This window comes from Chromobacterium sp. Beijing (assembly GCF_021496765.1).
Classification (GTDB): Bacteria; Pseudomonadota; Gammaproteobacteria; order Burkholderiales; family Chromobacteriaceae; genus Chromobacterium.
Map to the genome: position 1 here is coordinate 3,815,405 of NZ_CP053750.1, position 13,089 is coordinate 3,828,493.

The 13,089-nt window shown below is 66.2% G+C and carries 9 protein-coding genes; 1 reads left to right on the forward strand and 8 read right to left on the reverse strand.

The window, feature by feature from the left end:
• Window positions 1–438: 438 nt before the first annotated feature.
• From HQN78_RS17725 to HQN78_RS17755, 7 genes are read right to left on the reverse strand one after another with little or no spacing between them, the layout of a single operon-like run.
• A complete protein-coding gene (locus tag HQN78_RS17725; RefSeq protein WP_235085279.1) occupies window positions 439–1,431 on the reverse strand; it encodes a siderophore ABC transporter substrate-binding protein in 993 nt (330 codons plus the stop codon).
• A complete protein-coding gene (locus tag HQN78_RS17730) occupies window positions 1,428–2,210 on the reverse strand; it encodes an ABC transporter ATP-binding protein (RefSeq protein WP_227106188.1) in 783 nt (260 codons plus the stop codon). Before HQN78_RS17730 ends, HQN78_RS17725 begins: the two co-directional genes overlap by 4 nt.
• A complete protein-coding gene (locus HQN78_RS17735; RefSeq protein WP_107801073.1) occupies window positions 2,207–3,157 on the reverse strand; it encodes an iron chelate uptake ABC transporter family permease subunit in 951 nt (316 codons plus the stop codon). The genes HQN78_RS17730 and HQN78_RS17735 overlap by 4 nt, the downstream gene beginning before the upstream one ends.
• Window positions 3,154–4,098 carry an ABC transporter permease gene (locus HQN78_RS17740; RefSeq protein WP_304502822.1) on the reverse strand — a complete coding sequence of 315 codons (945 nt, stop codon included), beginning with the start codon at window positions 4,096–4,098 and terminating at the stop codon, window positions 3,154–3,156. The genes HQN78_RS17735 and HQN78_RS17740 overlap by 4 nt, the downstream gene beginning before the upstream one ends.
• Window positions 4,095–5,864, reverse strand: coding sequence for an ABC transporter ATP-binding protein (locus HQN78_RS17745; RefSeq protein WP_235085282.1), 1,770 nt, complete (start codon window positions 5,862–5,864; stop codon window positions 4,095–4,097). The genes HQN78_RS17740 and HQN78_RS17745 overlap by 4 nt, the downstream gene beginning before the upstream one ends.
• Window positions 5,858–7,657: an ABC transporter ATP-binding protein gene (locus HQN78_RS17750; protein WP_235085284.1), complete on the reverse strand. Its 1,800-nt coding sequence runs from the start codon at window positions 7,655–7,657 to the stop codon at window positions 5,858–5,860. The genes HQN78_RS17745 and HQN78_RS17750 overlap by 7 nt, the downstream gene beginning before the upstream one ends.
• Complete coding sequence (locus tag HQN78_RS17755) at window positions 7,654–8,223, reverse strand: sigma factor-like helix-turn-helix DNA-binding protein (protein ID WP_235085286.1); 570 nt, start codon at window positions 8,221–8,223, stop codon at window positions 7,654–7,656. The genes HQN78_RS17750 and HQN78_RS17755 overlap by 4 nt, the downstream gene beginning before the upstream one ends.
• Before the next feature lie 504 nt (window positions 8,224–8,727).
• Between HQN78_RS17755 and HQN78_RS17760 the strand changes: the two genes are divergently transcribed.
• Window positions 8,728–10,884, forward strand: coding sequence for a condensation domain-containing protein (locus HQN78_RS17760; RefSeq protein WP_235085288.1), 2,157 nt, complete (start codon window positions 8,728–8,730; stop codon window positions 10,882–10,884).
• 623 nt (window positions 10,885–11,507) lie between these two features.
• Here the strand turns inward: HQN78_RS17760 and basC are convergent.
• Window positions 11,508–12,824 (reverse strand): putative histamine N-monooxygenase, encoded by a 1,317-nt coding sequence (gene basC, locus HQN78_RS17765; protein ID WP_235085290.1) that lies wholly within the window; start codon window positions 12,822–12,824, stop codon window positions 11,508–11,510.
• Window positions 12,825–13,089: the final 265 nt, after the last annotated feature.

Genomic DNA, 13,089 nt, shown 5'->3' on the forward strand with positions numbered 1-13,089 from the left:
CGCTGAGAACCTGTTTACAATCTGCTGCGCGTCGGCGATACGGCGTTGAAAACGCCCTCAAAATGCTCATGTACCACTCGTACATTCCGCTTTTTCGGTCGTTTTCGCCTTGTCTCGCCTTAGCTCGCGAGATCGTAAACACGTTCTGAGAAAGCGGAATGTGCAAGGGGTAGGAGCATTTTGAACGCGCGCCTCACGACGCGCAGCAGATCATGAAAGCTGGTTTCAAGAGCTACCTTGGTGAACATAGAGGCCGCTGGTGGGTATCGCCTACGGCTCCTCCCACCCTACACAGGCTTGCTCGTCATCAGTAGGGTGGGAGGAGCGCAGCGATACCCACGCGGAAATCTCTTGAAGGGCCGGGACACATCGGCTGCGCGGTTTTCCGTGTACCGCGCTGGATTTCAAAACACGGCAGCAAAGATCGTAAACCGGCCTTCAGCTGCGATAGCCCTTGATCACCTCATCCCCAATCCGGTTCAGGCAGCTCAGGCTGGCGGTGCACAGATACCAGGTTTCGGCGTCGACGAAGATCACCTTGCCATTGCGCCAGGCCTTGGTCTGCCGCAGCAGCGGGTTGTCCAGGGTTTTCAGATTCAGGGCCGGCCGCCGCTCCATCACCGCGGTGCGGTCTATCACGTACAAGATGTCCGGGTCCGCCTGCTGGATGAACTCATTGGAAATGGGCTGGCCGTGCAGGCCGCTATTGGTCTCATTGCTGGCCGGCTTCACGCCCAGGGTGTCGAAGATGTAGCCGTAGCGCGAGCGCACGCCGTAGGAGGTGAAAGCGCCGTTGTTGTGCAGCACGATCAGCGCCTTTTCCGGGCGGCCGGCGGTCACCTCGCGCACCTGCTTGATCTTGGCGTCGATCTCGCCGGCTTTCTCGCGCGCCAGCGCCTCCTTGCCCAAAATCCGGCCCAGGGTCAGCAAATGCTCCTTGGCCGTGTCCAGGGTATGGCCGGGGCGGTTGTTGAGGTCGATGTCGTAATGCAGCGTCGGCGCGATGCGGCTCAGCTCCGGATAGCTTTGCGCCTGCAGCGGCGAGATCAGGATCAGGTCCGGCTTGAGCGCGTGCAGCCGTTCCAGATTGGGCTGGATGGTGGTGCCCACGTCCATCACCTTGGGGTCCTGCTCGTACTTCTTCAGGAAGCCGGCCACATAGTCCTTGGAGATGCCCGCCACCGGCGCGCCCAACTGGTCCAGCGCGTCCAGCTCGCTCATGTCGAAGGCCACCACCCGCTCCGGCCGCTTCTTGATCTGGGTGGTGCCCAGCTCATGCTTGACGGTGACAGGGGCGTAGGCGGCCTGGGCCGCCGGCGCGGCGGCGGCCGCTTCCGGCGCGGCCTGTCGGGCGTCGCAGCCCAGCAAGCCGCCGGCCACGGCCAGCGCCAGCAGGGCCGCGCGCGCGCGCGGCGTCTTATGAATGCTCATACGGTTTCTCCAGTGGGTGAGGGATTGAAGTAATTGCAGACGAAGCCGCGCTCGCTGGGCAGGATGTCCACGGCCAGGCCGTAGAGATCGCGCAGCCGCGCCTGGGTGACCACCTCGGCCACCGGGCCGCAGCCATGCACCGCGCCCGCCTTCATCGCGACGATGTGGTCCGAGTAATTGGCGGCGAAGTTGATGTCGTGCACCACTAGGATCACGGTGCGGCCTTGTTCCTCGCTCAGCCGGCGTATGGCCTGCATGATGCGCACCGCGTGCTTCATGTCCAGGTTGTTGAGCGGCTCGTCCAGCAGCAGGTAGTCGGACTGCTGGGCGATGCTCATCGCCAGAAAAGCCATCTGCCGCTGACCGCCGCTGAGCTCGTCCAGATAGCGGGCGCGCAGCGGCTGCAGGCCCAGGAAGGCCAGCGCCTCGTCCACCGCGCGGCGGTCGTCCCGGCTCAGCAGGCCCTGGCTGTAAGGGAAGCGGCCGAAACCCACCAGTTCCTCCACCGTCAGGCGCAGGCCGATATTGGGGTGCTGGCGCAAGGTGGCCACGCGCTTGGCGTAGCTGCGCAGCGGAATCCGCTCTATCTCCTCGCCGTCCATCAGAATGCGGCCGGCGCTGGGCTTCAACAGCCGGGCGACGGACATCAGCAGCGTGCTCTTGCCGGCGCCGTTGGGGCCGATCAGCGAGGTGACTTGCCGGGAGGGAAAACTGAGATTGACGTCGCGCAGCACCTGTTTGTCGCCGTAGGCTTTGTAGACGCGCTCAAGCGTGATCATGCATGTCCTCTGCTGCGCACCATCAGCGCCAGGAAATAGGCGCCGCACACCAGGTTGACCAGAATGCTGACGGTGGTTTTGTAATTGAACAGCTGCTCCACCAGGAGTTGGGCAGCAATAAAGATGGCGATGGCGACGGCGCAGGCCAGCGGCAGCGTGACCCGGTGCCGGAAGGTGCGCGCCAGCGCGTAAGTGATGTTGGCGACGAAGACGCCCATGAAGGCGGTGGGCCCCACCAGGCTGGTGGACACCGCCGCCAGCACCGCGATCAGCGCCAGTTGCATGCGCACATTGCCGGGGTAGTCCACGCCCAGGGAAATGGCCTGCTCGCGCCCCAGCAGCAGCACGTCCAGCACCGCCAGCCGCCGGCGCACCAGCCAGGCCGCGGCCGCGGTCAGCAGCGCGGCGAACAGCAAGGCCCCGGGCTGGACCCGGTTGAAGGAGGCGTAGCTGAAGCCCTGCAGGATGGCGAACTCGCCGGGGCTGGTCTTGAGCTGGATGAACTGGGTGAAAGTGCCCAGCACCATGGTCAGCACCAGGCCGCTCAGCAGCAGCAGATAGAGATCGTTGCGCTCCTTGCGGAACAGCGCGCGGTGCAAGGCCCAGGAATAGGCCAGCATCACCGCGATGGACAGCAGCGCGTTGCCGTGGCGGCCCAGCAGCGCCAGGCTTTGCGCGCCCAGCAGCAATACCAGCAGCGCCTGCAGCAATAGGTAGATCGCCTCGTAGCCCATGATGGCCGGGGTCAGGATGCGGTTGCCGGTCAGCGTCTGGAAGGTCAGCGCGGACACGGCGATGCAGACGCCGGCCACCCCCATCGCCGCCAGGCGGATCAGGCGGTTGGGAATCACGTAATCGAAATCCAGGCCGGAGCCCAGCAGCAGGAACGCCAGCGCCAGCGCCGCCGCCAGCGCCCAGACGCCGCGGCGGATCAGGGCGTCCCTCATTTGTGCTTCCATAGAATCATCATCAGGAACAAGACGCCGCCCACGCTGCCCGCGGTCAGGCCGATGGGCACTTCAAACGGGTAGATCAGCAGGCGGCCGATGATGTCGCAGACCAACATCAACAAGGCGCCGCAGGCGGCGACGATGGGCAGCGTGCGCTGCAGGTTCTCGCCCCAGCGCAGCGCCACCAGATTGGGAATGACCAGGCCGACAAAGGGAATGGCGCCCACGGTGATGACGGTGGCGGCCACCGTCACCGCCACCAGCACCAGGCCCAGCGCCGCGGTGGCCGCATAGCTCAGGCCCAGGCTGGCCGCCATCTCCTCGCCCATGCCCAGCACGGTGAAGCGGTGGGCGTAGCAATACGCCAGCGCGACGATGGGCAGGATCAGGTAGACGATCTCGTAATTGCCTTCAACGATCTTGGAAAAATCGCCCAGCAGCCAGCCCTGCATGCTTTGCAGGATGTTGTGGCGGTAGGCGTAGAATTCGGCCACGGCGCTGAGCACGCTGCCGTACATCAGCCCTATCACCGGCACCAGCACGGTGTTCTTGAACTGGATGCGGCGGATGATGGCGATGAAGACCAGGCTGGAGACAAAACAGAAAGCCAGCGCGAACAACATCCGCCCCAGGTTGCCGGCCTCCGGCACCAGGCTCAGCCCCACCAGGATGCCCAGCTTGGCCGCGTCCAGCCCGCCGGAGGTGGCCGGCTCCACAAAGCGGTTGCGCACGATCTGCTGCAGGATGACCCCGCACACCGACAGCCCCACCCCCACCAGCAGCAGCGCCGCCAGGCGCGGCAGCCGGCTGGCGGTGAGGGTCAGCCAGCTGTCGTCGGACAGGGCCAGCGGCCCGGTCCAGGCCATCTGTTTGGCCCCCACCATCAAAGACAAGCCGCTGCAGGCCAAGAGCAGCAGCGGCAAGGCGAGTCGTTTCAAGACAGGGCCTCTGCGGCCGGCGCCGCGGTGATGCGCCAGCCTTTTGCGCTTCTGCGCTGCTCCAGGAAGTGGGCGTAAAGGCCGGCGCGCGCGCTCAGCTCGGCATGGCTGCCTTGCTCGCGCACCTTGCCGTCCTCCAGCACCACGATCTGGTCCGCCATCTCCACCGTGGACAGCTGGTGGGCGATGACGATCAGGGTGCGCTTGCCGCGCAGCCGGGCCAGCGCCTCGGCGATGGCGGCCTGGTTCTCGGTGTCCAGCGCCGCCGTGGCCTCGTCCACCAGCAGGATGGGCGCGTCCTTGATCAGCGCCCGCGCAATGGAAATGCGCTGGCGTTCGCCGCCGGACAAGCGCGCGCCGCCCTCGCCCACCGGCGTGTCCAGGCCCTGCGGCAGGCGTTCGATGATTTCCTCCACCCCGGCCAGCCTGGCCGCCGCCAGCACTTCGGCGTCGCTGGCGTCCGGCTTGCCGATGCGGATGTTGTCGCCGATGCTGCCCTGGAACAGATAAGCGTCCTGGAAGATCTGGCTGATCTGGCCGGCCAGCCGTTCGCTGGACAGATCGCGGACATCCACGCCGCCCACTTTCACCTCGCCCTGGTCCACGTCGAAGAAGCGGGCGATCAGGCGCAACACCGTGGTTTTGCCGGAACCGGACGCGCCCACCAGCGCCGTCATGCTGCCCGGCTCAATCCGCAGGCTGAGCTCGCTCAGCACTTGCACCTGTTCCGGCCCGTAGCGGAAGCCCACCCGGTGCAACTCCACCGAGGCGTCCGCCGGTTCGCCGGAACGGACCGGCTCGGCCATGGGTTCCACCTCGAACAGCTTGGCCACCGCCTGCAGCTGGCCGCGCGCGCCGCGCAGCACCTCGCTATAGCCGGCCACGTCCAGCAGCGGGTCGATGAAGCGGCTCATCAGCATCAGCGCCACCAGCGCCGGAATCACCGTGGCCGGGGTCAGGCCCAGGCCGGCATGGTCGCTCAGCCACAGCGCGGCCACCAGCAGCAGCGCGGCGAAACTGGCCTGCACCGCCCAGACGTTGAGCACCGAGGACAAGGCCGACAGCCGGATCAAGCGCCGGCCGGAGCGCTGCTGCTGGGCGATGGCCTGCTCCAGGAAACGCGTGCCGCCGCTTTCGCCGTTGAAGGCGCGCAGCACCGATTGCGCCTGCGCGAACTCCACCATGCGCTGGCTGCTCTGGCCGGCGTGCTGCTGATAGGCCTGGTCCGCGCGCTGGCTCAACCGCGCGGTCAGCCCAAACACCAGCAGCAGGCAAGGCAGGCTGGCCAGCCCCACCCAGCCCATCAGCGGATTGACGGCGAACAATGCGCCCAGCACCACCACCGGCGTCACCACGCCGACAAACAGCGGGGTGAACACATGGGCCGGCAGTTGGGCCATTTCCATCATGCCCTGGGTGGCGATGTGATTGAGCCGGGCGGTGTTGCCGGCGCTGAACCAGCCCACCGGCAGGCCGCCGACATGCTCGGCCAAACGGTGGCGTCCGCCTTGCAGCACGGCGATGCCGACGGCGATGCCGGCTTTCTCCACCTTGCGCCGCAAGCCCCAGCACAGCGCCACGCCCAGCGCCTGCGCCGCCAGCCACGCGCCGGCCGCGCGCGCCTCGCCGGCCAGCAGATGGCTGAGCACCGGCGCCAGCATCACGATGGTCACGCCGCACAGCAGGCTGTAGGTCAGCGCCAGCCACGCGTAACGGCGCAATTTGGCCGCGTCCTCCCCCAGCAGCCGAATAAAAGTCTTCAACATTGCGGCACCAATCCTTCCTGTTCTGCTTCTCCGGCCTTGCCGTAATGACCCTGCGCCCACAGCCGCGCGTAGCAGCCGCCCTGTTCCAGCAACTCATGGTGGCGGCCGCGCTCGATCAGCCGGCCCTTGTCCACCACCAGGATCTGGTCCGCCTGCATCACCGTGTCCAGCCGGTGCGCAATCACCACCAGGGTGCGGCCGCGGGCGAAGGCGGACAGCGCCTGCTGCAGCTTGACCTCGTTTTCCGCGTCGGCCGCCGCCGTCGCCTCGTCCAGCACCAGCACAGGCGGGTCCAGCAACACCGCGCGGGCGATGCTCAGCCGCTGAGCCTCGCCGCCGGAGAACTGCACGTCCTCGCCGATCACCGCGTCATAGCCGCGCGGCAGCTCGAGAATACGATCATGGATATTGGCCATGCGCGCGGCTTCCTCGATTTCCGCCTGGCTGGCGGAAGGCCGGCCCAGCGCGATGTTGTCGCGCACGCTGGCGTGGATCAGCCTCACGTCCTGCAACACAAAACCGATGCGCCGATACAGCTCCGCGCTGTCCAGCTGCCGCAGATCCACGCCGCCCAGGGTGATGCGCCCGGCGCTGGGATCGAAGAAGCGCAGCAGCAGCCGCGCCAGCGTGGACTTGCCGGCGCCGGAGGGGCCGACGATGGCCGTCACCGTGCCCGGGGCCAGCGTGAAATCGATGCCGGACAGCACCGGCTCCTGCTCGGCATAGCCGTAGCTCAGCCCTTCCACGCGGATTTCGGCGTCGGCCGGCCGCGCCGCGCCGGCGGCGATTTCCAGCACCGGCGTCTGCAACAGCGCGTGCACGCGCTGGGCCGCGCCGGTGGCGTGGTTCAAATCATGAGTGATGTAGCTCAGCATCAACAGCGGCGAACTCAGGCCCGGCGCCACCAGGGCGAAGGGCAGCACGTCCACCGGAGCGATCCAGCCCAGGCCCACCATCAGCGCGCCGAAAGCCAGCACCACGCCCAGCACCGACACCGGCGCGATGATGGCGTTGGCGTTGGCCATCGCGCTGACCAGCGGCCGGGTGAAATCGGTGAAGGCGCTGGCGAAGGCGTCTATCGCCGCGCGGTAGCTGCCGTGCGCCTTGTGCTGCGCGCCGAAGGCCTTGACCACCGGAATGCCGTTGACGAACTCCACCACTGCGTTGTTGATGCGCGCCATGCCGGCGCCAAAGCTCTCCATATTGGCCGCGCTGGCCTTGTGCGCCCGCGCGAAGAACAGGAAGAACAGCGGAAACGGCAGCAGCGAGGCGATGGCCATGCGCCAGTCCATCGCAAACAGATACGCAATGGACGCCAGCACCGCGCCCGCGCTGCGCCCCAGCGTGGTGTAGAAATGGGCGGTCAGGCTGTGCAGGGTGCCGATATCGTCGTGCATCGCCTGCTTGACCTCGCCCGAGGCGCGGCTGGTGAACCAGCCCAGCGGCACCTTGGCCAGCCGGCGGGTGATGGCCAGACGCAGCAGGCCGGTGATGCGGTTGTCCGCCAGATGGGCCACCACGTCGCCGGCCAGAATCAGCGTCATGCCGGCGAACAGACAAAGCAGGCTCAGGCCCACCACCCGCCACAAGACATCGCCGCCCAAGGCGGCCGCGCCCTGGCCCAGCGCCAGCTGCGCGATATGGGCGACGCCGGCCAGCGGCGCCAGGCTCAGCATGGACCCCAAACCCGCCAGCAAGCCGGCGGCGATCAGCCGGCCGCGTATCGGCGCCAACACGCGGGCGATAGGCCCGGCCGCGGCCGCCTCTCCCAAAACCTCTTCCTCAACACTCATGACAACTCCTCTACGACACGAATTAATGAATGCGGCTTGCACGCGCCCTGCCCCAGGCCGGCCTCCACGCTGCGGCGGCAAGCCTGCAGGCCGAGCGCGACGTATTTCTCCACCGACGACACCGACACCTGCAGCTCCGCGGCGATATCGCCGTAGCTCATGCCGTTGAGCCGGGACAAGAGCAGGGCCTGGCGCACCTTGAACGATTTGCCCATCAGCGCCAGGTCCACGCCCTTGATCTCCTCCTTCACCATCGCGCGCGCCTCTTCCGACTGCGCGCGCGGCTCCGGCTGCAAGGCCTGGCTTTCCAGATAACGGGCCTCCAGCCGGCGGCGGCGCAGCAGATCAATCACCTTGCCTTTGGCGATTTGCGCCAAATGGCAGCGCGATTCGTCCGCCGGCGGAAGCCGGCCTTTCTGGATGAGGTGCAGGTAAATGTCGTGAGCCAGCTCCGTCGCATCGTTCGGATTGCCCAACTTGCGCTGCAACAAGCCGCACAGCCAGCCGTGGTGATCCAGGTACAAGCTCCGCAATTGCGACTGAAAAGTGATCGGGCCATTGTCCACGCCCCTCTCCTTTTCACTTGTATTTGCAAATGATAATCATTTTTATTATTATCACCGACATTGTCAATACGTCATACAAGACGTAATCAACCAATGTCCTTTGCATGGATTATGCCGAAAAGCCAGTTTACGGCCGCCGGGCATGACGCATAAGCGCCCTCTTAGCCTGATGGACCCGTAAGAATCTGTTCAAAGTCTCGCGAACAAGAGCGAGACAAGGCGAAAACGGCTGAGAAAGCGGAATGGTCAAGCGGTACATGAGCATTTCGAAGTTGTTTTCAACGCCGTATCGCCGAAGCGCAGCAGACTTTGAACAGGTTCTAAGAAAAACGGCCGGAATCCCGCGCCTGCCATGCCGTAGACATCTCATCGCAAGAACCCGCCGCACGCATTCCCAGGGCCGTCATCCCCCGACGACGCGTCCTGTTGACTGGCGACCGTCAAAGGCCTCCCGTCGCCGCCCGCAACGATTATTGGCTGTTGAATTTCAGAAGGAGACCACTCTTGTCGCACCCCCACCCCGACATCCCGTCGCAGCGCCTGCCCCTGAGCCTTCACGAAGAACAATGCTGGCTATTGCAGCAGCAACACCCGGAACGCCTGAACCGCCTTGTCGACGCCTGGCGGCTGGACGAGCAAACGGACCTCGCCCTGCTGACCCTGGCGCTGCAACAGCTGATCCAGGCCCGGCCGGAGCTGAACGCCCGTTACCAGTTCAGCGACGACGGCGATCTGCGCAAATCCCATGTGGCCGGCTGGCACCCTTGCATCGCCTTCCCGCGCATGAGCGAAGCCCAGCTGGCCGAGCGCCTGCTCGCGCTGCGCGCGGCGCCCTGGGACGCGGAGACGCAGCCGCCGTTCCAGGCCCTGATCGTCCACACCGAACACAGCGCCGTGCTGGCGCTGAGCCTGCACCCCATCCTGGAGCCGGCCCAGCCCTTCAAGGCCCTGGCGGACGCGCTGGCCCAGGGCTATCGGCAACTGGACGCCGCCCGCCGCCCGCTGGCGCTGACGCCGCTGCCCTTGCAGGCCGGCGAAACCGGCTACCGCCCGCCGGCGGCCGCCCAGCCCGCCGCCGACGGCCAGGACGCGATCGCCGCCGTCATCCTGAGCGAACTGCGCGCGGTGCTGGCCGAGCCCGGCATGAAGCCGGACGACAACTTCTTCGATTTCGGCGGCCATTCCCTGCTGGCCACCCGCATCATCGGCACCCTACAAAGCAAGCACGGCATCCAGATCCGCTTCAACGACTTCTTTGAAGCGCCCACCGCCGCCGCGCTGGCCGCGCGCGCCACCGTCAGCGAACAACGCCGTCAGGCCGCGCCGTCCGCCGAAGTGCGGCAAGCGCCGCTGGCGCTGGCGCAAGCCTCGCTGTGGCGCGCCTACGCCGCCTACGACTTCGGCACCATCTTCAACCTGCCCTTCGCGCTGGACTTCCTCGATCCGGTGGACGAAAACCTGTTCCGCCTGGCCTTCACGGACTTGCTGGAACGCCACGCCAGCCTGCGCGCCACCTTCCATCAAGAAGACGGCGCCGCGCTCCAGCGCATCGTGCCGCTGACGGAAACCGGCGGCTACAAGTGGTTCTGGAGCAGCGCGGAGAGCGAGGGGCTGACGCTGGCGGACGAAGCCGCCCACCGCTTCGACCTGAGCCGGGAACTGCCGCTGCGGATACGCTTCTTGCGCCACCCGGCCACCGGCCGCCAGACCCTGTCCTTCCTGGTGCATCACATGGCGATCGACGAATGGTCGCTCAATGTGATGATGGACGAGCTGGCGCTGGCCTACCGCGCCCGCGCCGCCGGCAAGGCGCCGCAATGGGCCGCCCCGGCGCCCTCCTTCCACGCCTTCGCACTGGAGCAGCAGAGCCAGGGCGTCAACCCGCGCCACATGGACTACTGGACCGCCATGCTGCGCGGTGCCACGCCGGGCCTGCGCCTGCCGGACCCGGCCGCGCCGACCGCCGCGCCCGCCCAGGCCGCCGGCTTCAAGGCCAAATGGCTGGAGTTCAAGCCCGAGCCGGGCACGCAGGAAGCGATCACCGCCTTCGCCAAGCGTCATGACTCCTCGCTGTTCAGCGTGGTCTACACCGCCATCGCGCTGGCCCTGCATCAGCTGGGCGATCTGCCGGAAATCGTGATCGGCACCTCGTCCTCCGGCCGCACCGACGCGGCGTATTTCGACACCGTCGGCTACTTCACCACCATGGTGGCGCACCGGGTGCGCTTCGACCGCGGGCAATCGCTGGGCAGCCTGCTCAAGGACGTGACCCTGACCATCAACGACTCCATGGCCTACGCCGACATTCCGCTGGAACTGGTGCAAAACGCGCTGGGCATGACGCCGGCGGACGGCCTGCTGTTCGACGTCTACGTTCAGGTCCACGCCAACAACGCGCTCAACGGCGCGCTGCCGGCCCCGGACGGCGGCGAGATCCGCTACCGCCAGATCGACCCGGACAAGAGCGAATCCATGTTCGGCCTGCAGTTCGAGATCATGGAAGACGCGCACGACGGCTCGCTGCGCCTGGTCATCACCTACCGCGCGGAACGCTACTCCGCCGCCCAGCTAGAAGCCATCTGCGCCACGCTGCACCGCTTGTTCGCGCTGTTGAGCACGGGCGACGCCAGCGAGCGGAGGCTGGAAGAGCTGCTGGGCTAAGCCGTCGTTTACGGTCCGCTGCGCGTCGGTGATACGACGCGCAAAACCTTGACGCCCCCGCCCTCAAACGAGGGCGGGGGCGTCAATTCCATTCGGCTTCAGAGCCTATTCGCAATCTATTTCACCTTAGCTTGGCCCCAGGAAACCCCGCACCCGCCGCGCCCTAGGCCCAGTCCGCGTGGGTATCGCTGCGCTCCACCCACCCTACAGCGACAAGCAACCACCGTAGGGTGGGTGGAGCCGCAGGCGATACCCACCAACAGCTCAGCCTATTCGCAATCTTTGTTCCGTGTTTTGAAACGACTCTAGCGCTCAGGCAACCGCGTACCCGACGCGCCCCGGCCCCGATCCGCGTGGGTATCGCTGCGCTCCACCCACCCTACCGCGACGAGCAACCATCGTCGGGTGGGTGGAGCCGCAGGCGATACCCACCAACAGCTCAGCCTGTTCACAATCTTTGTTCAATGTTTTGAAATTCCGCTAGCACACAGGCAACCCCGCACCCGACGCTCCCCAGGCCCCGATCCGCGTGGGTATCGCTGCGCTCCACCCACCCTACCGCGACGAGCAACCTTCGTAGGGTGGGTGGAGCCGCAGGCGATACCCACCGGCCGGTTTAGAACCTAGCCCTGCGGCAGCCCATAATGCTGGAACGCCGAACGCTGCGGCAGGCGATAACGCGGCTGACCCAATAACTGATTGATGATGGCCGCGTTGCGGATCGGGCCTATGCCCAGGTCAGGCGAGCCCACCCCGTGCTGGAAAATCTCCGCGTTCTGCACAAACACCCGGCCCGGCCCCTGATCGCGGCGGCGGGCGGTGAAATCCTCCTCCACGATGCAATCGCCCTGCGCGTCCACCTCCAGCACCGTCTCCTTCAAGCGCTCAAACCACTGCGGCCAGGCGTGAGCGTAACCGGTGGCCGCGACGATGGCGTCCGTCTCCAGCTGGCAACGCTGGCCCAGCTGCCGGTGATGGCAAGTCATGCGCAGCGCGCCGTCCGCGCCCTGCTCCTCCAACGCCTCCACATCGCAATTGGAATACAGCTTCAGGCCCGGATCGCGGCCGCCTATCGAACGCTCGTAGAGCAGATCGAAAATATCGCCGATGGTGGAGAAGCTGATGCCCTTGTACAGCAGGCCCTGGCCGGCCACCACCTCGCGGCGCTTCTCGCGCGGGATGCTGTGGAAGTACTGCATATAAGCCGGGGTGAAACACTCCTGCCCCAGCTTGGAAAACTCCATCGGGTGGAAGCCCGGCGCGCGCGTGATCCACTGTATGGACGCCCCGGCCGCCACCTGCTCCGGGCTCAGCTCGCGGAACAGCGCCAGCACGCACTCCGCCGCGCTCTGGCCGGAGCCGATCACAGTGACGCGCCGGCATTGCGACAGCGCTTGTTGATTGGGGATGAACTGGGCGGAATGAATCACCCGCGGGTGACGGCTGGCGCGCGCCCACGCCGGCAGCCACGGCGAAGTGCCCACGCCCACCACCAGATCGCGGCCGGCGTAGCGGCGCATCCCGCCCGACGCGGACTCGCTGTCCACCACGAAACGCCCCGCGTCCGCGTCGTAAGCCACGTCCCGCACCTCCTCGCCAAAGCGGCAGGCCGGCAGCTGCTGCGCGGCCCAGCGGCAGTAGTCGTCGTATTCGATGCGCGGCACCAGAGTGTTGTCGTAGTAGTAGAACTGGTAAAGGCGGTCATGCTGGTGCAGATAGTTCAGATAGCTGAGCGGATGCGTGGGGTCCGCCAGCGTGACCAGATCGGCCAGGAACGGCACTTGCAGCGTGGTGCCCGGCAACAGCAAACCCTCATGCCAGCGAAACGCCGGCTTGCGCTCCAGAAACACCCCTTTGATATCCGAGTGACGCGACAACAAAGCCGCCAAGCCCAGATTGAACGGCCCGATGCCGACGCCGGCAACATCTACGTTCGCCATTTCCATATGCGAAAAACTCCCAAGGTTCTATCAAAGGTTCTATCGATTGTCCCCAGGGCGGGATCGCCGCCCCGGGGTAAAAGTGTTTAGAACTTGTCCACGATCTTTTGCACTACCAAGTCCAACGGGACTCAGCTTGCTCGGCGCGAAGAAAACCACGTGCCCGACGCGCCCCAACTCCCTTCAAGCCTGCCGTCGGGTGGCAGGCCCGAGGTTTTAAGCGGCTGCTTGTTCGAGCACCGCGACGTTAGCGCGGTGCGAGTTC